Source organism: Kribbella sp. NBC_01245 (genome assembly GCF_036226525.1).
In the GTDB taxonomy this organism is placed as follows: Bacteria; Actinomycetota; Actinomycetes; order Propionibacteriales; family Kribbellaceae; genus Kribbella.
Map to the genome: position 1 here is coordinate 372,511 of NZ_CP108487.1, position 23,841 is coordinate 396,351.

At 68.4% G+C, this 23,841-nt stretch carries 21 protein-coding genes; 14 read left to right on the forward strand and 7 right to left on the reverse strand.

The window, feature by feature from the left end; genetic code table 11:
* The first annotated feature begins 45 nt into the window (after positions 1 to 45).
* From OG394_RS01675 to OG394_RS01685, 3 genes are read left to right on the forward strand one after another with little or no spacing between them, the layout of a single operon-like run.
* Positions 46 to 834 carry a hypothetical protein gene (locus OG394_RS01675; RefSeq protein WP_328992957.1) on the forward strand — a complete coding sequence of 263 codons (789 nt, stop codon included), beginning with the start codon at positions 46 to 48 and terminating at the stop codon, positions 832 to 834.
* The gene (locus tag OG394_RS01680; RefSeq protein WP_328992958.1) at positions 831 to 1,184 is read left to right on the forward strand and encodes a GntR family transcriptional regulator; all 354 of its coding nucleotides are present in this window, start codon (positions 831 to 833) and stop codon (positions 1,182 to 1,184) included. Before OG394_RS01675 ends, OG394_RS01680 begins: the two co-directional genes overlap by 4 nt.
* 24 nt (positions 1,185 to 1,208) lie before the next feature.
* Positions 1,209 to 1,562, forward strand: coding sequence for a GntR family transcriptional regulator (locus OG394_RS01685; RefSeq protein WP_328992959.1), 354 nt, complete (start codon positions 1,209 to 1,211; stop codon positions 1,560 to 1,562).
* A 9-nt stretch (positions 1,563 to 1,571) separates the two neighbouring features.
* Here the strand turns inward: OG394_RS01685 and OG394_RS01690 are convergent, their stop codons facing one another.
* Positions 1,572 to 1,913, reverse strand: a complete 342-nt coding sequence (locus OG394_RS01690) for a hypothetical protein (RefSeq protein WP_328992960.1) — start codon at positions 1,911 to 1,913, stop codon at positions 1,572 to 1,574.
* 63 nt (positions 1,914 to 1,976) lie between these two features.
* Complete coding sequence (locus tag OG394_RS01695; protein ID WP_328992962.1) at positions 1,977 to 4,820, reverse strand: ATP-binding protein; 2,844 nt, start codon at positions 4,818 to 4,820, stop codon at positions 1,977 to 1,979.
* 272 nt (positions 4,821 to 5,092) lie between these two features.
* Between OG394_RS01695 and OG394_RS01700 the strand changes: the two genes are divergently transcribed.
* A complete protein-coding gene (locus tag OG394_RS01700) occupies positions 5,093 to 7,072 on the forward strand; it encodes a GxGYxYP domain-containing protein (protein WP_328992963.1) in 1,980 nt (659 codons plus the stop codon).
* A 67-nt stretch (positions 7,073 to 7,139) separates the two neighbouring features.
* On the opposite strand, the gene OG394_RS01705 is transcribed toward OG394_RS01700, so the two are convergent.
* The gene (locus tag OG394_RS01705; RefSeq protein WP_328992964.1) at positions 7,140 to 8,309 is read right to left on the reverse strand and encodes an MFS transporter; all 1,170 of its coding nucleotides are present in this window, start codon (positions 8,307 to 8,309) and stop codon (positions 7,140 to 7,142) included.
* Complete coding sequence (locus OG394_RS01710; protein ID WP_328992965.1) at positions 8,306 to 9,064, reverse strand: DeoR/GlpR family DNA-binding transcription regulator; 759 nt, start codon at positions 9,062 to 9,064, stop codon at positions 8,306 to 8,308. The genes OG394_RS01705 and OG394_RS01710 overlap by 4 nt, the downstream gene beginning before the upstream one ends.
* 815 nt (positions 9,065 to 9,879) lie before the next feature.
* Between OG394_RS01710 and OG394_RS01715 the strand changes: the two genes are divergently transcribed.
* The 3 genes from OG394_RS01715 to OG394_RS01725 all read left to right on the forward strand — a co-directional run bounded on the left by OG394_RS01715 (position 9,880) and on the right by OG394_RS01725 (position 14,162).
* Positions 9,880 to 10,113, forward strand: a complete 234-nt coding sequence (locus tag OG394_RS01715; protein WP_328992966.1) for a GNAT family N-acetyltransferase — start codon at positions 9,880 to 9,882, stop codon at positions 10,111 to 10,113.
* A 61-nt stretch (positions 10,114 to 10,174) separates the two neighbouring features.
* Positions 10,175 to 12,679, forward strand: a complete 2,505-nt coding sequence (secA2, locus tag OG394_RS01720; protein WP_328992967.1) for an accessory Sec system translocase SecA2 — start codon at positions 10,175 to 10,177, stop codon at positions 12,677 to 12,679.
* A gap of 118 nt (positions 12,680 to 12,797) precedes the next feature.
* A complete protein-coding gene (locus OG394_RS01725; RefSeq protein ID WP_328992968.1) occupies positions 12,798 to 14,162 on the forward strand; it encodes a replication-associated recombination protein A in 1,365 nt (454 codons plus the stop codon).
* Between the two features lie 8 nt (positions 14,163 to 14,170).
* Here the strand turns inward: OG394_RS01725 and OG394_RS01730 are convergent, their stop codons facing one another.
* Positions 14,171 to 15,397 carry a serine/threonine-protein kinase gene (locus OG394_RS01730; protein WP_328992970.1) on the reverse strand — a complete coding sequence of 409 codons (1,227 nt, stop codon included), beginning with the start codon at positions 15,395 to 15,397 and terminating at the stop codon, positions 14,171 to 14,173.
* Positions 15,398 to 15,542: 145 nt separating this feature from the next.
* Between OG394_RS01730 and OG394_RS01735 the strand changes: the two genes are divergently transcribed.
* The 7 genes from OG394_RS01735 to OG394_RS01765 are packed head-to-tail and all read left to right on the forward strand — an operon-like array spanning position 15,543 to position 22,846.
* On the forward strand, positions 15,543 to 15,998 hold the full coding sequence (locus OG394_RS01735; protein WP_328992972.1) for a DUF948 domain-containing protein: 456 nt from the start codon (positions 15,543 to 15,545) through the stop codon (positions 15,996 to 15,998).
* Positions 15,995 to 16,237: a DUF6167 family protein gene (locus OG394_RS01740; protein ID WP_328992973.1), complete on the forward strand. Its 243-nt coding sequence runs from the start codon at positions 15,995 to 15,997 to the stop codon at positions 16,235 to 16,237. Before OG394_RS01735 ends, OG394_RS01740 begins: the two co-directional genes overlap by 4 nt.
* Positions 16,238 to 16,243: 6 nt before the next feature.
* Complete coding sequence (gene alaS, locus OG394_RS01745) at positions 16,244 to 18,913, forward strand: alanine--tRNA ligase (protein WP_328992975.1); 2,670 nt, start codon at positions 16,244 to 16,246, stop codon at positions 18,911 to 18,913.
* A gap of 7 nt (positions 18,914 to 18,920) precedes the next feature.
* Positions 18,921 to 19,367, forward strand: coding sequence for a Holliday junction resolvase RuvX (ruvX, locus tag OG394_RS01750; RefSeq protein WP_328992976.1), 447 nt, complete (start codon positions 18,921 to 18,923; stop codon positions 19,365 to 19,367).
* A 17-nt stretch (positions 19,368 to 19,384) separates the two neighbouring features.
* Positions 19,385 to 20,554 carry an endolytic transglycosylase MltG gene (gene mltG / locus OG394_RS01755; RefSeq protein ID WP_328992977.1) on the forward strand — a complete coding sequence of 390 codons (1,170 nt, stop codon included), beginning with the start codon at positions 19,385 to 19,387 and terminating at the stop codon, positions 20,552 to 20,554.
* Complete coding sequence (locus OG394_RS01760; protein WP_328992978.1) at positions 20,554 to 21,381, forward strand: shikimate dehydrogenase; 828 nt, start codon at positions 20,554 to 20,556, stop codon at positions 21,379 to 21,381. Before mltG ends, OG394_RS01760 begins: the two co-directional genes overlap by 1 nt.
* Positions 21,362 to 22,846: an FAD-binding oxidoreductase gene (locus OG394_RS01765; protein WP_328992979.1), complete on the forward strand. Its 1,485-nt coding sequence runs from the start codon at positions 21,362 to 21,364 to the stop codon at positions 22,844 to 22,846. The genes OG394_RS01760 and OG394_RS01765 overlap by 20 nt, the downstream gene beginning before the upstream one ends.
* On the opposite strand, the gene OG394_RS01770 is transcribed toward OG394_RS01765, so the two are convergent.
* Positions 22,847 to 23,227, reverse strand: coding sequence for a hypothetical protein (locus OG394_RS01770; protein WP_328992980.1), 381 nt, complete (start codon positions 23,225 to 23,227; stop codon positions 22,847 to 22,849).
* Positions 23,224 to 23,802, reverse strand: a complete 579-nt coding sequence (locus OG394_RS01775) for a TetR/AcrR family transcriptional regulator (protein ID WP_328992982.1) — start codon at positions 23,800 to 23,802, stop codon at positions 23,224 to 23,226. Before OG394_RS01775 ends, OG394_RS01770 begins: the two co-directional genes overlap by 4 nt.
* Positions 23,803 to 23,841: the final 39 nt, after the last annotated feature.

Sequence of the window (23,841 nt, forward strand, 5' to 3'; positions counted from 1 at the left end):
ATAACCGCTTGCCGTTGTATCAATACAGATGATACAAACTGCCGTATGGGCATGGCGTCGATGGCGATTGAGCGGCTCGAGCGATTGGCCGCGCTGCCGGACGACGCCGAAGCCCGGGAGGCGGCCATTCGGCGGCAGTCCTCCAAGAACACGCTGGGTCTGATCGGCGGACTGGTTGGTGCCGTCGTCGGACTCCAGCCGGTGCTGTCGCTTGGCCTGATGGAGGGCGGGCTCACCGCGTTGGCATTGCTGTCCATGCTCGGCGTGCTGCTCGGGATGTGGGCAGGTGACTTCGTCGCGTTGCGCCGGATCGCCGGTCAGGGGGACGTGCGGGTCGCTGCGCTGCAGCGGCGCACGCTCACCGACTATCTGACGCGGCTGGAGCTCGTTGCCCAGGGCTGGGCGACACTTACCGCTGTGTACACGCTGCTCGTCGGCGTGGTCGCCGTGAACCTGGGCGGTGGGGACCGCCGGATCGGCGTCAGCATGCTCGTTTGCGGCGGGGCCGGGCTGCTGCTCTGCTCGGTCGCTCCGGTACTGCAGCGCCGCGTGCTGCGGGCGTCGCGCCCTGCGTTGTCGGAGTCGGCGCTGCGCTGGGACGAAGCCGAGCGGGCGCAGATGCTGCGTGACGTGACGATCGGCGTTGCTTTGACGGCTTGGATGCTGGGCGGAGCCTTCCTGGGGCAGCAGATTTTCGACCTGTCGGATCGGCTCCCGGTGGCGCTGCGCTGGGCGGCGCTGCCATTGATCGTGATCGGATACGTGCTCTCGCTTTGGGCCGTTTATGCCCAGAAGGATGCGAAGACCTGGCAGCGGTTGCGGGAGCGCGCGTGATCATTTCGGTGGATCCGGCTGCGGCGACTCCTCCGTACGAGCAGGTGAAGGGGCAGATCGAGCAGTTGATCCGGCGCGGCGTGCTGGCGGAGGGGAGCCGGTTGCCGACGGTCCGGCAGCTGGCGGGGGATCTCGGGCTGGCGATCAACACGGTCGCGCGGGCCTACAAGGAGCTCGAGGCTGATCGGCTGGTGGAGACCCGCGGGCGCAACGGGACCTTCGCGCTGGCTCCGCAGGTCCAGGCGGACGACGAGGAGACGCGCGCGGCGGCGGTGATCTTCGCGCGGGCGGCGCATCGGGCCGGCCTCAGTCTCACCGAGGCGCGGCGCGTGCTCGATCAAGCCTGGTAGATGTCGGACCGATACGCTCGGCCAATGGACATCACGGTTGACCCGGTTGGGGCGACTCCGCCGTACGAGCAGGTGAAGGATCAGATCGAGCAGCTGATTCGTACGGGCGAGTTGGCCCAGGGGACGAAGTTGCCGACGGTGCGGCAGCTTTCGATCGACCTGGGCCTTGCTGTGAACACCGTGGCGCGTGCCTACAAGGAGCTTGAGGCGGATGGCCTCGTCGAGACACGTGGGCGTAACGGCACCGTCGTACTCGCCGGCCGCAGCCAGATCAACGACGCCGCCACCCACCGCGCGGCCACGGCCCTCGCCGTAGCCGCCCGCCAAGCCGGCCTGAGCCTTGCCGAAACCACCCAAATCCTGCACAACGCCTGGTAGCTCCCCGGATCAAGCGCGGAAGTCCATCACCTGCTCCGGCGGGGGGAAGCCGTCCTCGACGTTCAGCCCGTGGACCTCCCGGACATGGTCGCGGAACCAGCGGTCGAAGGGATCGTCCGACGTGGCCATGCCGGTCAGCGCCGCCTCCACGTCGTCGGCCTCCCAGTAGACGACGTTGACGTCGCCGCCCGGTGTGGACTGGAGGAAGACGGCCTCGCGGGTGATTCCCAGGTTCTTGCGGGACCGTTCGTAGTCGGCTTTCCGATCGCCGTTCCAGCACGACGTCATCGCCGCGCGGTCCGTTTCGGTCTTTCCCGGCAGCAGCGGGGCGACGAATCCGATCGAGGGCATCTGCTTGTCCTTTCCAAGGGGTTGCTGATGCCCCAAGAATCCAGACGCCGGACGCCGAAGACATCACTCGATCGCGTGATCCGGACCGTGGCGCGCGACCTCGGCCGCCAGCGCGGCGCGGCTCGGCACCGAGAGTTTCTGGAAGATGTGCCGGAGATGCGTGTTGACCGTATGCGGCGAGATGTGGAGGCGGCGAGCGATCTCGCGGTTGGTCAGCCCCTCGGCCACCAGTCCGGACACCGCGTGCTCGGTCGGCGTGAGGCCGTCCCACCCCGCCGACGGGCGCTGACGCGGCCCGCGCGTTCCCCTTTTCACCCCGTGACGCCGCAACATCGCCAGCGCCCGCATGGCCCAAGCGTCCGCGCCGACTTCCTCGTACCGCTCCAGCGCCTCTGACCACAGCGCTGTCGCTTCGTCCGTGCGGTTCGCGGCGACGAGCACGCCGGCCGCGTCCTCGCACGCGAAGAGATGGTCGATCAGCCGCCCGCTCGGACGAGCCAGCTCCACGGCGCGGATCATCCGGTCCGGATCCCGCTCGACGAGACCGCGACACCGCAAACCCGCGCTCTGAACGGTGGGGACGGCCGGCGCGAGCTTCGCTCCCGCTTCCACGGCTTCGGTCACCGTTCGGGCGACGTCGTCCTGGTCGAGCAGGAGGCTCAGGCGTACGAGCTGCGGGGCGAGGTATCGGTGGTGGTAGCGGCATTCCCGTTGTTCGTCGAGCTGCCAGAAGCGCAGGAGCAGCTGGTACGCCTTCGTCGCCTGCCCCTCGGCGTCGGCGAGCAGAGACGTCGCGAACGCCACCATCTCCACGCCGTACTCGGGGACGTCGCTGACGAGCTGCGCCTGCACAGTGGCCAGCGCCGCCTCGGCCGCGCGATGGTCGCCCCTCGCGATCGCCATGATCGCCTCACACGCCCGCGACTGCGGCTTTGAGATCTTGTGCCCGCGCTCGTGCGCGACGCGCAGACCTGCCTCGAGCTCGGACCAGGCGTCGTCCCACTCGCCGACGATGAAGCGCAGCTCCGCAGCGAGCAGCAGTGCGTCAGGGAGGATCCACGACGAACCGAGAGTGGAGCACTCGTCCACGGCTCTGCGAAAGGCCACGCGGGCCTCGTCGAGGAGGTCCGCGTCGCTCAGTGCCATGGCCAGGAAGAAGTAGGGGTGGCGCAGTCGCGCGCCGTCGTTCGGCGGCTCGAAGGCCAGCTCAACCGCGCGTCGGGAGAGCGTCAGGGCTTCGGCGTACCGGCCCTGGGTCTTGATGGGCACGGACAGAGTGCCGAGGCTCCACACCGTCATGGCGACATCGCCGGCCTGCATGGCATGGTCGAGCGCGCGCTGTGCGGTCGCCTCTCCGCCGACGAAGTCGCCGGAGAAGGTCCGGCCGTAGCTGGCTTGCGCCAGCACGAGCGACTTCTGGGCATCCGTGAGGCCGTGCGCTCCTTCGAGGGTGGCCTCGGCCCTGTCGATGAGCTCCGGCCCGAGGTTCTGCAGGGAGAGCGACTCGAGCAGCCACAACCGGACGGGGGTGTCCACCTCCGGACGATGCGGCCGATCCAGTACGGCGTTGGCCTGCGCCGTTGCTTCGGCGACGTTCCCCGCGAGAAGGAGGATTTCGACCAGCTCCGCGGCGAGGAAGTCCGCGTCGGGATGCTGGTCGGGCAACAACCGCTCGGCGCAACGAAGGAGCTGTACGGCTTCCGCAGGGGCGCGTGGCGCCGACTGTCTGGCCGCCGCACGCAACCAGCGAACGGCCTCGAGGTCGCCAGGGCTCGCGCCGAGTACGAGATGGCCGGCCACGTGCGTCAGGTCGGATCCGGCGCGCGCGAGCGCTCCCGCGGCGTCGCGGTGCAAGGCCGAACGAACCGGCCTCGGCATCGACTGGTAGATGGCGTCGTGGACGAGCTGGTGGCGGAAGACGACGGCAGTTCCCTTCTCGCCGAGCAGCTGGGCCCGGAACGCCTCGCCCAGGGTGGCGACCAGATCGGCGGCTGGTCGACGTGTCACGGCCGCGAGGTCGCTGATCGACACCGCGTCGCCGAGAACAGAGGTGACCCGCAGCAGGTCGAGCGTTGCTTGGGGCAGGTCCCGGAGCCGTCGTACGACGAGATCCCGGAGCGAGTGCGGCAGCTCGGACGACGTGATCTCGGCGACCTCCGAGCCGCGCTGGACTCGCCCGTCGGCGGACAGCGAACGGAGGATCTCGACCACCCACAAGGGATTCCCGCCGGCCTTGGCCACCACCGCGCCGAGCTCAGGCCCAGCCGGGAGGCCCAGCTCGGCCCGCACTAGCGCGTCGACTTCTGAGGGGGAGAGGGGAGGCAACGAGATCGATGGCGCGCCGATCTCGAGCAGATCGTCGACCAGCAGGGTCAGCTCGTCCGAACGCGGCGACGGACGCAGCGAGGCCACCAGGAACAGCGGTACGTGAACGAGTTCGCGCGCCATCGTCCGGACGGCGAGCAGCGTGGAGGTGTCGGCCCAGTGCAAGTCTTCGAGCGCCAGCAGCACGGGAGCGCGCGAGCACTCCGCCTCGACCAGATCGACGATCTCCTCGATGACGCGGTAGCGCAGGTCGGTCCCTGCGGTCGTCGATGCTGGAGTGGCCTCACCGCCGAGGATCTCGCCGATCGACGCCCGTCGCGGATCGCTCGAGTTCCGCCGCAGATCGAGCGCGCTGATCAACGACCCGAACGGCCTCGTGGTCTCGAACGGATGGGCCGCGCCGCTCAGCACGCGCAGGCCGTCGGCGCGTGCCTGGTCCGCGAGAGCCCGAATGAAGCTCGTCTTCCCGACCCCCGCCTCACCCTCGATCAGGAGGGTGGCGGTATGGCCGGCTTCGACGTCGCGCATGACTCGCCGCGCAAGGCGGGACTCGTCCTCTCGCCCCACGAGCGGCTCGACCACACTTCGACTGTACGTGTTAGGCCGTTAGCCAGGTGGTGATGTCGGCAAGCGCGGTGGCGATGATCTCGGCGGGTGCGTCGCTGGTCTCGATGGACGTACGGGCGATGTCCGCTCCGGTACGACGTCCAAGACCTGGTGGACGACTCGAACAGTTTTGGGCTATAGCTGGAAACGTTTCTAAAGACAACGGCTTCGGGGTCTGGATCGTCCGCTACAACGTTGTTAATCTCCCCGGGACTTGACAGCGATGTCACCCGATGGGGAGGTCTCGAATGGTCTCGCGGCGTACGTTCCTGGCAGGCAGTGGGGCGGTCACGATGGGCGGCCTCGGCCTGATCCCATCCCTTCCAGCACAAGCCGCAGGCCGGCGATTGTTGCCGGTCTTCGAGCGACCGGGACACCTGCATTTCGGCGATGTGAGCACGCTGACCGGCAACGACCAGACGCTACTCACCACCTTGCAGGGCGTCGTGAACCGGCGACGGCCCGAGCTGTACTTCCTGTTCAGAGACGGCGATGTGGACGCCCGCTGGCTAGCGGACACCGGGCTCCCGCGGACTCGTCACGCCAATCCGCTCGACCTCGTCAAGGAGTACGCCGGACGCGTGCGCGGTGCAATCGTCTGGGACCCGGAGGTGCCGGATTCGCTCAACGTCGCGACCACCCTCGCCGGCCTGTACGACGCGGTGGTGGCGGACGCGGGCCAGGTCGCCGAACACAAGCTGCGGGTGGTGCAGGACCTGCGCGGCAAGTTCGACGACGACCGGGTGAAGACCTATCGCTGGCAGTTGCAGAACCTCTTCCCGCGCTGCAGTCATCGCCTGCTCGCAGGGCTGCCGCCGACGATGGTGGTGGACGTCGCGAACGTGTCCTGGCGAGAGGTCGCGCGCGAGACTCGGCAGATCCGCGACTCGTCCAACCGGGGTTCTTACACGTTCGACGTATCGGCCGATCTCGGCGCGGACGGGGTGTTCGTCCGATTCCAGGACTCGTTCCGCGACGACGGCTGGGGTCCGTCGGTGGCGTCTGTGCTGGTCAAGGCCGATCGCGCCGAGTTCGCGTCGTTCAAACCTGGGGATGCGGCGGAGGCGTCGTACCTCTTTGATGGGTTGAACTCGTCGGTCGGGGGTGAGGGCAACCGGTTCTCCGATGGCAGTGGGTACTTCATCTACCAGTTCAAACCGCCGGCGGGTACGACGTCTCTGACCGTCACTGTGGAGATGTGGAACCAGTACTTGGTCACGGCGACGGACACGGCGCCTACCCGGGTTGAGCCGTTCCCGTTCTTCCGGGACTACGTAGTCGCGACGAAGACGATGGTGAGCTGGTTGCCGCCGAACGGCCCGACGGGCGAGCTGTTGTCGGAGATCTTCCAGGCGGTTGAACCCACTACGCCGTACGCCGGCTGGTTCTCGAACGACGTCGCGGGGGAGTGGAGTGGGGTCGACCTGGCGGCGCAGGCCGGGTTGGAGGTGTTGCCCGCGGACTTCTACATGAACGGGACAGTGCACTCGGGAGTCGTTGCGCCGATCTCTTCCGAGGTTCGGCCGCTCAAGAGGGTTGCGGCCGAGAAGAAGATCTACGTGACGATGACGATCGGGGAAGGCGACAACGTCCAGTACTGCCAGCGGCGGATGCGTCAGCTGTGGGACGACCCGCGTCGTGGTGATGCGCCGGCCAACTGGACGGTGAGCCCGCTGTTGGCTGACATCGGTCCTGGCCTGCTTAGCCACTACCAGCGGACTGCTACTGCCAACGACCTGCTTATCTGCGGTCCGTCCGGTGCTGGATATACGTACCCGGGGGCTTGGCCTGCTGCCGACGTAGACGCCTATATGCGGTTGAGCGGCGAGTACATGCGGCGTACCGGTATGGATCTTGTGTATGCCTACAACCATCGGGAGAACGACAAGTGGGTTCCGTTCTCTGAGGCGATCGGGAAGGCGTACGCCACGTACACGCCGGTGAAGGGGATTGTGCAGTCCTGGGAGGCCGGAGATCTTCTGGTGAAGCGTGGCGGTCTGCCGGTCATCGGTAACTTCTCGCCGCCCGGTAAGGCTGTTGAGTACAAGGACGCGCTAGTGCGGCACACAGCCGGTTGGGACGGCTCTGCCCCGCTATTCGTGGCAGCAGCCATCAACGCGTGGTCCTGGACTCCAACGGATATCGCAGAGCTTGCCGAGCTCCTGAAGGCGCCGCTCGAGGTAGTCCGCGGCGACACCTTCTTCGACCTTCTCCGCCGCACCCTCTGAGGGATTCCGTGGTCACAAGGGACCGATGAACGCCGACACGCCGCGTCACAAGGGTCCGATGAACGGGTTAGTCGGTGCGGGGGAGGACGGGGGAGACGGCGACCAGGGCTAGGGAGAGGGCTAGCGGGAGGATCATGGCGTTTTGGATGCCGATGTGGTGGACGAGTTGGCCGATCAGGACCGGGCCGATGAGGAAGGCGGCGTAGCCGAAGGTGACAACGACGGCGAGCATGCGGCCGCCGCCGGTGTGGCCCGCGACCGCGTAGACCTGGGGCGCGACGAGTCCGACGCCGAGGCCGACCAGGGCCCAGCCGACCAGCAGGAGCGGCAGCGGTTCGGTGAAGACGGTCACCAGGTAACCGAGGACCGCGGTCACGCCACCGAACCGGACCACCGCGCGGCGGCCGACCCGATCGACGATGCGGTCGCCGAGCAACCGGATCACCACCATGAAGCCGCTGACCGCGACCAGACCGAGAGCGCCGGTGGACGGATCTATCTTGGCGACATCCGTGACGTGTACGGACGACCAGTCGACCGCCGTACCCTCGGCCAGCCCAAAGCAGAAGGCCATCAGGCCGAGCAACCACGCCAGCCGGGGGAGCGGCGTACGGACGCCGTCCTGGTGGTGCTCCATCCGCTCGCCCACCGGGACGAACCGGAACACCACCACCAGCCCGATCAGGCCGAACGCGCACAATGTGCCAAGGGCCGGGCCGACGACCGAACCGCCGGGGCGATCGAAGGCGCGCGCGATCAGCACGATCATGCCCGCGCCGAAGAGGTTGCCGATACTGAAGAACGCGTGGAACCGGCTCATCACCGGCTTCGGCCGGACCTTCTCGACCTGGACGCCGAGGGAGTTCATCGCGACGTCCATCGCGCCGTTGCCGAGGCCGGCCAGCACCATCGCGACGATCGCCAGCGGCAGCGATTGCGCGAGCGAAAGGGTGCCGATGGCAACGACCAGCATCACGGCGGTGAACAGTGCGACCGGCCGGGCGCCGATCGCGTCGGCCAGCCGGCCACCGATCTGCATGGACAGTACGGCGGAGACGGCCACGCACAACAGCAGCAGCGAGATGCCGTTCGCGTCGATGCCGAGGCGGTCCCGCAACGCCGGCAGCGCGCCGCCGATACCGCCGAGGATCGTGCCGTTGATCGCGAACAACGCGCCGACCGCGACGGCCGCGGACTGGGTGGACAAGGGACTGCGGGCTTCGGTGGGTGCCGTCATGCGAGCCGGATTTCCGCCCCGGCCGCGCGGTATGCCTCGAGCGCCTCCGGATCGGCGTCCGCGTCCGTGACCAGTACGTCGACCGCTTCCGCGCCTGCCACCGTCACCATTGCCGTCCTCTCGAGTTTGACCGATTCGATCGCCAGCAGGACCCGTGCCGACGAGGCGATCAGGGCCCGCTTCATCGCGTTGTCCGCGAGCGTGTTGGTGGTCAAGCCGTCGGCGGGCAAGGCCGCGCAACTGCTCACCACGGCGGTGTCGAAATGCAGCCCTCGTACGCCGGCCTCGGCCATCGCGCCGTACGACGCGAGCTCGGGTGAACTCACCTCACCACCGGGCATGATCAGTTTGGTCCGGGCCGATTCGCCCAGTACGACGGCGGAGTGCAGCGACAGCGGCATCACCGTGATCGGGCGGCCGGCGAGTTCGCGCGCGATCGCCAGGCAGGTGGTGCCGTTGTCCAGCGCGACCGCCTCACCGTCGCTGATCAGCTCGGCGACGACGGCCGCGATCCGGCGCTTGACCTCGGTGCCCTGCTTGTCGCGCAGCGCGAACGGGATGACCTCGCCCCGCTGGACCACACCAACGGCCCCACCGCGCACACGTCGCAACAGCCCTTGGCCTTGCAGCAGGTCGAGGTCCCGGCGAATCGTCATCTCCGAGGCTCCCGCATCACGCGCCAGCTCCGCCACGCCGACCCGCCCCGTACGCGCCAGCTCCTCCACGACGTACTTCAGCCGCTCTTCACCATTCACCTGTTCATTCGAACACGCCTCATGTGCGATCCACAACCCCGCAGTTCGCGGCTATCCACCCGCCCTATTCCGGGTGTCGACACCCGGAATGGGGAGCGGACCCTCGAAATTTGGCGTGTCCGCCCCCCATTCCGAGGGCCGACACTCGGAATGGGGAGAAGGGCTGACCCTGGAAGAAGTGGGAGATGGGTCGGTGGTCAGGCGGGTAAACGGGAGGCGGGTAAATCGGTTGGTGGGGGCTGGGAGGATCGGACACGTGGATGACTTGTTGCGGGTGTTTCATGAGCGGATTCGGTTGCCTGATGCGGATGTGATTCCGGGGTGGGTTCGGGAGACGTCGGGGCTGGTGCATCGGTCGTATCCGCCTGACCCCGGTCCGAACGCGTGCGGGTTCATCGAGTCGCCGCGCGGGCTGGGGGAGGACCCGGACAAGGTCATTGCGGAGCAGCGGGACTTCTACGCCGGCATGGGGATGAACGTCGAGTGGAAGACGTACGACTATGACGAGCCGGCAGACCTTGGCGCGCGTCTGACTGACGCCGGGTTTGTGCCGGACGAGCCGGAGACGCTCATCCTCGGCCACGTTGACGCCGTACTGGCCATGCCGTCCGCATTGCCTTCCAAGATCGTGCTGCGCGACGTACACGAGTCTGCCGACTTCCGGCGCATTGCCGAGCTTGAGGCCGACATCTGGGGTTCCAACCGGGACAACGTGCATGAGCAGCTTGCGACGGAGCAGCGCGAGTTCCCGGACCGGTTGATCGTCACGGTGGTTGAAGAGGTGTTCGGCGGCCCCGGCGCTCACTGCTGGCTGGGTGCGGCTCCACCCGGGCACTGGTTTCGCGAGCCTCTGGGGTGGCGGGACGCGGCCGGAGTGGCGGCGGAAGGGGCTGTACCGGGCTGTACTCATGCACCGGGCCAAGCTCGCCAAGGCCCGCGGGTACGACTACTTGCGAGTGGACGCGTCTGAGGACTCCCGGCCGATCCTGCAGAAGTGCGGCCTGTTCGCTGTCGCGACAACAACGCCATACGTCTTCAAGCCGAGCTGAAACCCCGACACACCGACCTGCCTGGGGGAACCCGTCGCGGAGGCTGTACGTTGCGGAGATCATGGCACTGAAAATCACCTCGCGCTTCCGCCGGCTCCTGCAGCGCCCCGGCTCGATCGACCTCGGTCCTTACGAGCGGATGACGGCGGCCATCGCCGAGTGCGAAGAATCGGTCGAAGCGCTGACCGACGAAGAGCTGACGGCGGCGGTCGACGCGCTGCGTACCGAGGGCGGTCTGGACGAGGACGCGCTGATCGAGTTCCTCGCGCTGGCCCGGGAGGCGGCCCGCCGCGCCATCGGCGAGCGTGCCTTCGACGGCCAGCTGGTCGGCGCCATCGCGCTGCTCGGCGGTCGCGTGATCGAGATGGCCACCGGTGAGGGCAAGACCCTGGCCGGCGCCATCGCGGCCGCGGGTTATGCCATCGGCGGCCGCCGCGTCCAGGTGATGGCGGTGAACGACTACCTCGCACATCGTGACGCGGAGTGGATGGGCCCGGTCTACGAGCTGCTCGGTGTGTCTGTCAGCGCGGTCGGCCAGGCGTCGACGCCGGAGGAGCGCCGCGAGGCGTACCAGGCGGAGATCTGCTACGCGCCCGTCAGCGAGGTCGGTTTCGACGTACTGCGTGACCGGCTCGTCGCCGACCCGGCCGAGCGGGTCAGTGCCAAGCCCGACGTGGCCCTGGTGGACGAGGCCGACTCCGTGCTGATCGACGAGGCCCGGGTGCCGCTGGTGCTCGCGGGCGCCTCGTCGTCCGAGGAGATCGACGATGACGTGGTCGCCATGGTGCGGACGTTGCGCGCGGGTGTCGACTACGAGATCGACGGCGACGGGCGGACGGTCGCGCTGACCGACAAGGGCACCGACGTGGTCGAGGAGCACCTCGGCGGGATCGACCTGTACGACGAGGAGAACCTCGAGCGGATGACGCAGGTCAACGTCGCGCTGCACGCGGAGGTGCTGCTGCGTCGCGACGTCGACTACCTGGTCCGCGACGGCAAGGTCCACCTGGTCAACACCAACCGCGGCCGGATCGCCAAGCTGCAGCGCTGGCCCGACGGTCTGCAGGCCGCCGTGGAGGCCAAGGAGGCCGTGCCGGTCAGCGAGAGCGGCGAGATCCTCGACAGCATCACCGTCCAGGCGCTCATCACCAGCTACCCGACGCTCTGCGGTATGACCGGTACCGCCGTGGTCGTCGGTGAGCAGCTGGAGGAGTTCTACGGCGTCGAGGTGGCCGTCGTCCCGCCGAACAAGCCGAACGTTCGCAAGGACGAGCAGGACCGGCTCTACCTGTCGATGAAGGACAAGCAGACCGCACTGGTCAACCACGTCGCCGAGGTGCACGAGACGGGCCGCCCGATCCTGATCGGCACCCACTCGGTCGAGGAGTCCGAGCAGCTCAGCGAATTGCTCGAGGCGGCCGAGATCGAGCACGTCGTGCTGAACGCCAAGAACGACGCCGAAGAGGCCGCCATCATCGCCGAGGCCGGTGTGCCCGAGACGGTCACGGTTTCCACCCAGATGGCCGGCCGTGGTACGGACATTCGCCTCGGTGGTCGCGACGGCAGCCACGACAAGGACCGCGCGATCGAGCTCGGCGGGCTGTACGTCATCGGCACCGGCCGGCACCCGTCGAGCCGGCTGGACGACCAGCTGCGCGGCCGGGCCGGACGGCAGGGCGACCCGGGTGGTTCGGTGTTCTTCGCGAGCCTCGCGGACGAGCTCGTCACCCGGTACTCGGTCACCAGCGGTCTGCGTCCGTCGCCGGACAAGGAAGGCCGGCTGACCGATCGCAAGGCCCTCGGCGTGGTCGAGCACGCGCAGCGCGTCGCCGACGGCGCGAACCACGAGCTGCACCGCAACACCTGGTCCTACCACCGGCTCACCGGGCAGCAGCGGGCCATCGTGCTCGAGGTCCGCGAGAAGGTGCTGACCGAGGACCTCGCGCAGGCCGAGCTGGCCGAGCGCCAGAAGGAGCGGTTCGACGAGCTGGTCGAGCAGTACGGCGAGGAGGTCGTCGCGGAGGCGGCCCGGACGATCGCGCTGCACCACCTGGACCGGCGCTGGACCGAGCACCTGGCCTATCTCGCGGATCTGCGCGAGGGCATCCACCTGCGTTCGCTGGCCGGTGGCATGGTGCACATGAAGCCGATCGACGAGTTCAACCGGTCGGCGATCGAGTCCTTCGACACGCTGATCGCGGACGCGTGGAACGACGCGGCGAAGACGTTCGAGACGGCGGAGATCACGGCGGACGGGCTCGACCTGGACGCGAGTGGTGTCGCGCGTCCGACGGCCACCTGGACGTACCTAGTCAACGACAACCCCTTCGGCACCGAGGCCGACCGGATCCTCGGCCGCCTCCGCAACCTGATCAAGCCCGACGCGCCCGCCATCGAGGACACCGTGCCGTCGGAGCTGGACGGCGAGACCGAGTTCGTCGACCTCCCGCCGGAGCTGGCCGAGGCCGACGACGACGAGGACGCCGACGACTCGGATGACTCCGATGACGCGGATGACGTCGACGAGGTCGAGGCGAAGGACGACGAGGACGGCAAGAAGAAGTAGTCGGCCAACTTTTCTTAGCATTCATTCGTCGGAATCCGCCCCCTGACGCCGCGGACCTGCACCGGTCCGCTGTGCTGAGGGGGCGGATTCCGACGAATGAATGCCATAGGCTTGCGGTGTGACCGAAGGTTTGTTCGATCTGCCTGGTGCGCCCGCCCCTGCTCGCGGGGGTGGCAGCCTGGCCGATGCCGATCACACGTCGGCGCCGTTGGCCGTGCGGATGCGGCCGCGCAGTCTGGACGAACTGGTCGGTCAGCAGCACCTGCTCGCGCCCGGTTCGCCGTTGCGCCGGCTGGTCGAGGGCGATCAGCCGATGTCCTTGCTGCTCTGGGGTCCACCCGGTACCGGTAAGACCACGATCGCGGCGGTTGTGTCCCACCAGACCAACCGCCGATTTGTCGAGCTGTCCGCGGTGACGGCCGGCGTGAAGGACGTGCGCCAGGTCATCGACGGCGCCCGTCGCGACCTGGCCCGGCCCGGGAACACCGTCGAGACGGTCCTGTTCATCGACGAGGTGCATCGCTTCACCAAGGCCCAGCAGGACGCGCTGCTGCCCGGCGTCGAGAACCGGTGGGTCACGCTCGTCGCGGCCACCACGGAGAACCCGTTCTTCTCGGTCATCTCGCCGCTGCTGTCGCGTTCGTTGCTGCTGACGCTCGAATCGCTCACCGATGACGACATCTCGGTGCTGCTGGATCGGGCGCTGACCGATGAGCGCGGGCTGAACGGCCAGTTCGAGCTCGCCGAGGACGCGCGCGATCACCTGCTCCGGATGGCCGGGGGAGACGCCCGTCGCGCCTTGACGTACCTCGAGGCCGCGGCCGGTGGCGCCCGCGCGAAGCAGGCCGATGAGATCGACCTTCCGACTTTGGAAACGGCCGTCGACCAGGCCGCCGTGCGGTATGACCGGGCCGGCGACCAGCACTACGACGTCGCCTCCGCGCTGATCAAGTCGATCCGCGGGTCCGACGTGGACGCGGCCATGCACTACCTGGCCCGGATGATCACGGCCGGGGAGGACCCGCGGTTCATCGCCCGCCGCCTGGTCATCTCAGCCAGCGAGGACATTGGCATGGGCGATCCGACCGCGCTCGGCGTGGCCGTCGCGGCCGCCGACGCGGTCGCGTTCATCGGCATGCCCGAGGCCCGGATCAACCTGGCCCAGGCCGTCGTCGCGCTCGCGCTCGCGCCGAAGTCCAACTCCGTCATCAGCGCGATCGACGCGGCGATCGCCGACGTGAAGGCCGGCAAGATCGGACCCGTGCCGCCGCATCTGCGCGACGCGCATTACGCCGGCGCGAAGAAGATCGGGCACGGGCAGACGTACAGGTACGCCCACGACGACCCGCGTGGCATCGTGCCGCAGCAGTACGCGCCGGACGTCGTCGACGACGCGCAGTACTACAAACCGACGCGGCGCGGCGGCGAAGCGGCGTACGCCGACCGGCTGGCGAAGATCCGCGAGATCCTCAAAAACCGCTAAAACCGCGGCTACGGCCGCCCGGGCCGGTCGGGTTTGGGCTTCTTCGTCCTGGTCGCCTTCGGCTGGACGGTCACCTCGAGGGTCGACTGCACGGCGGTAGGCGTCGGCTGAACAGTCGGCCGCACGGTCTGGTCGGTTGGCGTCGGCCGAACCGTGGGCTGCACCGAAGGCGTCGGACGCTTCGCACGAGCCAACGCCGGCGTGGGCGTCGACTTCGGCCGAGGCGTGGTCGTGGTCTTCGTCGTCGAGGTGCCAGGTCGTAAGCCAACCGGAGTCACGGTGGGAGTCGGCGAGTCCTCCGGCATCATCGACCCCACCCGGCCGCCCGGATCGAGCATCAACGCGGCCGCCACCGCAACCCCGACCCCCATGGTCGCGATGGCCAGCAACGACTTCCTCTTCCGCGCCGCCTGGACCACCACCGGCTCGGGCACGGTCGCCGCGTTCCGCGCCCACTCCGCCAGCTCGGACGCGGTGGGCCGGTCCTCCGGCTCCTTGGCCAGCAACCGCAGCAGGTAGTTCTCGAACGGCCCCTCGAACTCCGGCCGCAACTCACCCGGCGGAACCGGCGGCGTGTGCACATGCTGGTAGATCACGCCGGCCGTGTTGTCAGCGGTGAACGGGACATGCCCGGTCATCAACTGGTAGAGCACACAGCCGAGCGAGTACATGTCGGAGGCGGGCCCGGCCGCCTGAGCCATCGCCCGCTCCGGCGCGAGGTAGTAGCTCGTCCCGACGATCAGGCCGGCCTGAGTCAGACCTTGATCGGTCTCATCCAGCCGCGCGATCCCGAAGTCGGCGAGTTTGACCGTGCCGTCCGGCGTCACCAGCAGGTTGCCTGGTTTGATGTCGCGATGGACCACGCCGTGGCGATGGGCCTCGGCCAGCCCGGCCGCCACCTGCCCGGCGATCCGGCGCACCTCTCGCGGCGGCAGCGCGCCGACCTTCTCCAGCCGGTCGGCCAGGCTCGCGCCGGTGACCAGCTCGAGGATCAGGTACGGATGGCTTTCGTGGTAGCCGAAGTCGTGCACGGCGACCACGTTCGGATGGCTCAGCCGGCCGGCGATCATCGCCTCCCGGCGGAACCGCTCGCGGGCGGCGCCGTCCGGACTGGTCGGCAGCAGCAGCTTCACCGCGACCTCCCGGCCGAGCACCTCGTCGGTCGCGCGCCACACCTCGCCCATCGCGCCACGCCCGAGCGAAGCGGTGAGCAGGTAGCGGTCGGCGACCAGCATGGGTTACCTCTTCCAGTAGATCGGGCCTGGTACCCGGGACCTTGCCGCTCGCGCGATAAGGTCCGGGTACTGAGGCGTAACGAGACAGGGTCGCCATCGGTTACCCGAGGGACATCGCGAGTCGAACGGAAGGTGGATCGAATCCATGAGCGTCGGTGAAGTGGCAGGGCTGATCGCGGCCTGCGCACTGCTCATCCTGGTGGGCCTGCTGGCCTATCCGATCCTGAAGCTCGGCAAGGTGTTCGACGAGACCCGGATCATGGTCAAGGGCGTGTCGGACTCGAGCGTGCCGCTGCTCGGCGAGGTGACCACCACGGTCGCCACCACGAACGCGCAGCTGGCCAAGGTCGACACCATCACCGACAACGCCGCCACGGTCTCGACGAACGCGGCCGCGCTGACCTCGCTGTTCGCGGCGACGGCCGGTGGCCCGCTGGTGAAGGCCGCCGCGTTCACGTACGGCGTGCGCCGGGCGTTCGGCGAGAGCCAGCGTCGCGATGTCGCCCGCCGGGTGAAGAGCGAGATGAAGGCCGAGCGCAAGGCGGGTAAGCGGTCCGCGGCGCCCCGGCAGAACTTCGACAACCCGGAGTCGGTGCTGTGAAGAAGCTCTTCTGGTTCATCATCGGTACGGCGGTCGGGGTCTACGCGGTGACCCGGCTGAAGAAGAAGGCGCAGGTGCTCGCACCCGAGAGCCTGCAGGCCACCGCCGAGAAGCTCGCCAGCGCGATCCGGCACTTCGGCGACGAGGTCCGCGAGGGCATGGCCGAGCGCGAGGGCGAATTGCGCGAGGCCCTGGGTATCGACACAGCAACCAACGAGCAGCGTGAGGACTTCCGGTAACAACCCATGGAAACAAGTGAGATCCGGCGCCGGTTCCTGAAGTACTTCGAGGACCGCGGCCACACCGTCGTACCGAGCGCGCCGCTGCCGTCGGACGACCCGAACCTGCTGTTCGTCCCGGCCGGCATGGTGCCCTTCGTGCCGTACTTCGTCGGCCAGGAGACCCCGCCGTTCAAGCGTGCGACCAGCGTGCAGAAGTGTGTCCGGACCCTCGACATCGAGGAGGTCGGCAAGACCACCCGGCACGGCACGTTCTTCCAGATGAACGGCAACTTCTCCTTCGGGGACTACTTCAAGGAGCAGGCGATCGAGTTCGCCTGGGACCTGGTCACCAAGTCGCAGGCCGACGGCGGTTACGGCTTCGACGAGTCCGTGCTCTACGCCTCGGTGTACTACGAGGACGACGAGGCCATCGACATCTGGAAGCGCGTCGCGGGTCTGCCCGACGACCGGATCGTCCGCCTCGGCATGAAGGACAACTTCTGGTCGATGGGTGTGCCGGGTCCGTGCGGCCCGTGTTCGGAGATCCTGATCGACCGCGGCCCGCAGTTCGGCGCCGACCGGGACTGGGAGGCCGGCGACCGGTACCTGGAGTTCTGGAACCTCGTGTTCATGCAGAACCTCCGCGGTGACGGCCCGGGCAAGGAGGGCTACGACATCCTCGGCGAGCTGCCGAGCAAGAACATCGACACCGGTCTCGGCCTGGAGCGGGTGGCCTACCTGCTGCAGGGCGTCGACAACATGTACGAGATCGACGAGGTCTTCCCGGTCATCGAGCGGGCCTCGGAGCTGAGCGGCAAGAAGTACGGCGAGAACCCGGTCGACGACGTCCGGTTCCGCGTCGTCGCGGACCACGTCCGCAGCGCGCTGATGCTGATCGGCGACGGCGTCACCCCGGGTAACGAGCAGGGCGGTTACGTGCTGCGTCGGCTGCTGCGCCGCGCGGTGCGGTCCATGCGCCTGCTCGGCTACGAAGACCCGAGCCTGCCCGAGTTGCTGCCGGTCAGCATGGCGAAGATGAAGGCGTCGTACCCCGAGCTCGAGCAGGGCTTCGGCCGGATCAGCCAGATCGCGTACGCCGAAGAGGACGCCTTCCGTCGTACTCTCACGGCCGGGACGAGCATCTTCGACGTCGCCGTTTCCAGGCTCAAGGCGGACGGCGGTTCGACGCTGCCGGGTGCGCAGACCTTCCAGCTGCACGACACGTACGGCTTCCCGATCGACCTGACCATCGAGATGGCGGCCGAGCAGGGGCTCGAGGTCGACACCGAGGGCTTCCGCACCTTGATGGCCGAGCAGCGTGAGCGCGCGAAGGCCGACGCCCGGTCCAAGAAGCTTGGGCACGCGGACACCAGCGGTTACCGGGAGCTGCGCGAGCGCGGGATCACCGAGTTCACCGGCTACTCCGAGCTCGCGACCGACTCCCAGGTCCGCGGCATTCTGCGCGAAGGCGCGATCGCCCCGGCCGCGGAGCAAGGCGAGATCGTCGAGGTCGTGCTGGAGAAGACGCCGTTCTACGCCGAGTCGGGTGGCCAGATCGCCGACGAGGGCGAGATCGTCGCCGACGGCGTGAAGCTGCAGGTGCTCGACGTCCAGCGTCCGGTCAAGGGTCTGATCGTGCACCGGGTCAAGGTCGTCGAGGGAGTGCTGCAGCCCGGCACCGACGTACACGCGCAGGTCGATCGCGAGTGGCGTATCTCGGCGTGCCAGGCCCACTCCGGCACACACGTCGTGCACGCGGCGTTGCGCCAGGTGCTCGGCCCGACGGCGTTGCAGAGCGGTTCGTACAACAAGCCCGGTTACTTGCGGCTCGACTTCGCGTGGGGCTCGTCGTTGGACCAGGCGACCCGCAGCGAGATCGAAGAGGTCTCCAACCTGGCCGTCCGCGAGGATCTGGCCGTCTCTGCGGAGTACATGCCGCTGGCCCGGGCCCGCGAGATCGGTGCGCTGGCACTGTTCGGCGAGACGTACGACGAGGAGGTGCGCGTCGTCGAGATCGGCGGACCGTGGTCCCGTGAGCTCTGCGGTGGTACGCACGTGAAGCACTCGTCCCAGGTCGGCGCGCTGACCGTCACGGGCGAGTCCTCCGTCGGTGCCGGCGTACGGCGACTCGAGGCCTTCGTCGGCATGGAGGCGCTGCGTTTCCTGGGCCGCGAGCGGGCTCTGGTCCGGACCCTGAGCGAGAACCTGAAGGCCCGGCCGGAGGAGTTGCCGGCCCGGATCGCCGACCTGGTCGAGCGGTTGCGGGTGGCCGAGAAGGAGATCGAGCGGGTGCGCGCCGGGCAGGTGCTGGCCGCCGGTGCGGAACTGGCTGCCAACCCGAAGGACGTCTTTGGCGTCAACTTCGTGGGTCGTCGCACGCCCGATGGTCTGGGTGGCGGCGATCTGCGCAAGCTGGCGCTGGACATCCGCGGCCGGATGCCGGCGGATCGTCCCGCGGTGATCGCCGTCGCGGGCGTGTCCGACGGTAAGCCCGGTGTGGTGGTCGCGCTGAACGACACCGCACGCGAGTGGAGGCTGAAGGCGGGTGACCTGGTTCGGATCGCGGCCGAGGCGCTCGGCGGCCGTGGTGGCGGTAAGGATGACGTCGCCCAGGGTGGCGGAACCGATCCGGCCGGTGTCGATCAGGCCCTGGCCGCGGTCGAGCACGCGGTCGGTCAGTCCGTCACCGGCTGAAGTCCCCGTGCGTAGGGGAGTGCGGCTGGCACTGGATATCGGCGACGCCCGGATCGGCGTCGCCGCCAGTGATCCGCACGGCATCCTCGCGACGCCGGTCGAAACGGTACGCCGCGGTGCCGGTGACCTTGACCGGATCGTTATCCTCGTATCCGACCTCGAGGTGTTCGAGATCGTCGTGGGACTGCCCCGGTCTTTGTCCGGCCGGGAGGGTCCCGCGGCGGCGCGGATCCGCGAGGTCGCGGCGCAGATCGCCGACCGGATTCCGGGGGCCGAGGTGCGGCTGGTGGACGAGCGGTTCACCACTGTCACCGCGGAACGGATGTTGCGAGAGCGGGGCAAGAAAGGCCAGAAGCGCAGGGCGGTGGTCGACATGGCCGCGGCCGTGGTGATTCTGCAGCATGCGCTCGACTTCGAGCGGGAGACGGGCAACCCACCGGGTAGCCCGTTGTGACAGTGGACAGGACTCCGGTGGATGAAGACAGCGATCTGAACGACGATCTCGGCCTGCGCGCGATGAGCCGCGCGGATCGCCGTGCCGAGAGCCGGAAGTTGCGGGCGCGCAAGAGCCGTGGCTGCCTCGCGGTCGTCATCTCGATGGCCGTGGTGGCCGCCCTGGTCGTCGGTGCCGTGCTGGGCTTCGGCCGGATCCGGGACAAGGTCGACGGCATCTTCGCCGCGCCTGACTACACCGGTCCGGGCAGCGGCTCGGTCACGGTCGAGATCGCCAAGAACTCCACCACCAAGGGCATCGGCGAGGCGCTCGAGGCCAAGGACGTGGTGAAGAGCGCGAAGGCCTTCGAGCGGGTCGCGCGGAAGGACTCGCAGTCGCTGTCGATCCAGGCCGGCACGTACACGATGCGCAAGAAGATGTCCGCCGAGGCGGCGCTCGCGCTGATGCTGGACCCGAAGTCGTCGATCCAGGTCCGCCGCGTGAGCATTCCCGCGGGTAAGACGCTGAAGCAGGCGGCCGCCCTGCTGCAGGCGTCGAAGGCGGCGAAGCTTCCGGCCGGCTCGGTCGCGGCGGCGCTGGAGAAACCCAGCAGCCTCGGCCTCCCGTCGTACTCGCATGGCAGCGCGGAGGGCTTCCTCTACCCGGGGACGTACGACCTGCCCAAGAACGCGACGGCCACGTCGATCCTGCGGCAGATGACGATGGAGTACACCAAGGCCGCGATCGAGCTCGACATGCAGCGGATCGCGCAGGCTGGTGGCCCTGATCCGTGGACGGCGGTCCGGGTGGCGAGCATCGTCGGTGCCGAGACCAACCGCAAAGCGGACTACCCGAAGGTCTCCCGCGTCATCTACAACCGGCTCAACGCGGGCATGCGGCTCCAGATGGACTCGACCGTGCACTACGTCGCCGGCCGCGACGGCAAGGTCTTCACCTCGAAGGAAGCCCGCGAGTACGACTCGCCGTACAACACCTACAAGTACGAGGGGCTGCCGCCGGGGCCGATCAACTCGCCGACCCGGGAGCTGCTGCAGGCCGCGTTGCATCCGGCGAAGGGCAGCTGGTTGTACTTCACGCTCGTCGACCTCGACACCGGCGAGACCGCGTTCGCCAGTTCGCTCGCGGAACACCAGACGAACGTGAACAAGTTGCAGGCCTGGTGCCGCGCGCACAAGGGCCGGTGCTGATGCCCGATCGTTGTGCCGTGCTCGGGCAGCCGATCGCCCACTCGTTGTCCCCGGCGATGCACCGCGCGGCGTACGCCGAACTCGGGCTCGACTGGACGTACGACGCGTTCGAGGTGGGCGAGGACGAGCTCGCGGACTACCTGGCCTCGGCCGGGCCGGACTTGCGCGGGTTGTCCCTGACGATGCCGCTGAAGCGGGTCGCGATCGAGCTGGCCGACAAGGTCGATCCGGTGGCCGAGCTGATCGGCGCCGCGAACACGTTGATCATCGAGGCGGACGGCTCGCGGTCGGCGTACAACACTGACGTGCCGGGTCTGGTGAACGCCTTCGCCGAGCGCGGGATCACGCAGGCCGATAGCGCGGTCATCCTCGGTGGTGGCGCGACGGCCGCGTCGACGCTCGCGGCCCTGCGGGGGATGGGTGTGCGCGAGGTGACGCTGGTGGTGCGCGACGCGTCGAAGGCCTCTCGACTGGCCGACTTGGCGGCGGAGCTGGGGATGCGGGTCGCGGTGGCGACGTTCGACCAGACCGAGCAGGTTGGCGGGTTCGATCTTTGTGTGTCGACGTTGCCGGGTGGGGCTGTCGATCCGTACGCCGAGCACTTCGCCGCGGTGGCGCCGGTGGTCTTCGACGTGGCGTATCACCCGTGGCCGACACGGCTCGCGCAAGTGGCGTACGGGATCGGTACGGAGCTGTTGAACGGCCTTGACCTTCTCGTGCATCAGGCGACCCTGCAAGTGGAGATGATGACGGGTAGGTCGCCCGCGCCTCTGGCGGCCATGAGGTCCGCCGCGCTGGAGGAGCTTGATGCCCGTGATGCCCGTTGACCGCCGGACGCTACTGAAGGCCGGCGGCGCTCTCGCCGCCGTCACCATCGCCGGGTGCACTGATTCACCTTCCGGTCACGCCTCGCCGTCTGCCCCTCCCGGTCCTGATGTTGCCGTCGCGCCGGATTGGGCCGGGTTCGGGCGTGGGCTGGATGGCCGGTTGTATCGGCCGGGCGGCTCGGGTTATGCGGCCGCGCATCAGCTCTTCAACCCGCGCTTCGATAGCGTGCAACCCGGTGGCGTGGTGAAGGCCGCGTCGATCGCGGATATCCGCGAGTCGGTGTTGTTCGCGCGGAAGAACCGGCTCACCTGTGTGCCGAAGGCCGGCGGTCATTCGTACGTCGGCGCCTCGTCGATCGCAAACGGCCTGATGGTCGATATCGGCAACCTGCGCTCGATGTCTTATGCGAACGGCGTGCTCACGGTCGGTGCGGGCGCTCGCCTGTACGACGTGCATGCGTTTCTCGATCGGTACGGGCGTTCCCTGCCGACCGGCACCTGCCCGACCGTTGGCGTCGCGGGGCTCGCGCTCGGCGGCGGGATGGGCGTGCACACCCGGGCGTACGGGCTGACCGGCGACCGCATCATGTCGATGCAGGTGGTGACGGCCGACGGCGTCTTCCGGCCGTGCAGCCCGACGCAGAACGCCGACCTGTTCTGGGCTTTGCGTGGTGGTGGCGGTGGCAACCTCGGCATCGTCACGTCGTTCCGCTTGTCGACGATTCCGGGCGGCAAACTCGGCCTCTTCATCTTGAAGTGGACGCAGTCGCAGGCCGCTGCGGTGATTCGCGGGTGGCAGCGATTCGCGCGCGAGGCGCCGACGTCCTCGTGGGCAAACCTCCATCTCGACGCCCGCAGTGACGGCACCATCGCCGTACGGGCCGTTGGCGTGTCGACCACTGGCTCCGCGACGGCCGCTGCGGCTCAGCTCGAGTCGTTCATCGGGATCCGCGCGTCGTCGCGTTCGTTCAGCCAGAAGTCGCATTTGGAGGCTGTGCGTTTTCTTGGTGGTGGCACCAGCAGTCCGCGTACTGGCTTCACCGCTGGGTCGGACGTCTTGCGTGGGCCGATGGACGCTTCGACGATCAGCGCGTTGGTTGGTGCAGTCAAGGCGCGAGCGGGTGCGGGCATGACGGCGTCGGCGATTCTCGATCCGCTTGGCGGGCAGGCGGCCAAGGTGCCGACGGGTGGTTCGGCTTGGCCGTGGCGGTCGAGCCTTGGCGTGATCCAGTGGTACGTCGGGCTCGCCGCGCATCCGACCGCCGCGTCGTACAACTCGGCCCGCTCTTGGATCACCTCTGGTCATCGGGCTGTCGCCAAGGCGTCGGCCGGGGGTTACGTGAATTACGTCGAGCCGGGGCGTGCGATCCAGTCGTATTACGCGTCCAGTTTTGCGCGACTGAAGACGGTCAAACGCAAGTACGACCCGGCCAACGTGTTCCATACGCCGTACTCGATCTCCTAGCTACGCGGCGCCGGCCGCTGTCAGGACCGCGATCGGCAGGAGCAGAATCCATTGCGGAAGGCGGAGCAGGGGCCTCGGCCAGCCGACCGACAGCGTGATGACCAGGAAAGCGACTGCGTACGCCAGGAAGTGCGCAGCCACGAACCACGCCATCAGGCCAGTCGCCGACGTGGTGTCCGCCAGCGCGAGATAGACCAAGGCGGCCGCTGAGAGCACCAGATCGACGCTCACCATGTGCCACACGGCATGAAGGACGCGCTTGGGTTCGTCTGCGAGTCCGCAGGAGAGCAGCGGGCGCACCACGTCCCGGTGCCCGCCGACGATGTGCGCCGCGGCCACACCGAACGCGGTGATGCCTGCTGCGAGAAGCCAGCCGTTCATCGGATCTCGATTCCTTTGGCTATGACAGCAGCCAGCCGGCCGGCCAGCTGAGGGTCGGCGGGTTCCCCGACCAGACCGACGTGAAAGAACACGGCTCCTGCCAGCGTGTCCAGGACCAGATCCACGGGCGTGCCGGCCGCGATCTCCCCGCGCGCCACGGCCCGCTCGAAGACGATCAGCAGCCGCTCCTTCGACGGGGCCAGGAAGTCGCTGCGGATGCGTGCCTTCAGCACCGGATCGGCGGCGAAGTCAGCGAGCAGCCCCGGGAGCGCCGCTGCGGCGGCAGGTGCGTCGAACTCGTCAACCAGGTCCTGCAGCAGTGCGGTCAGGTCCGCGGTCAGCGTTCCGGTGTCAGGGACCGGAGCCTGGTCGGTAGACGTGAATACTGCCTCGAAGACCAACTCCGGCCTGCCCCGCCAGCGCCGGTAGATCGTGTCCTTGCCGACACCGGCACGCGCAGCCACCGCCCCGATCGAGGTCGCGGCGTAGCCGACTTCGGTCAGCAGCTCGGTGGCCGCGCTGACGATCGCCTCGTGCGAGCGGGGATCCCTGGGACGTCCTCTGGAGGAGTTCATACCGTTTACGATACGGGTCGACCCGTTTGGTAAATACCC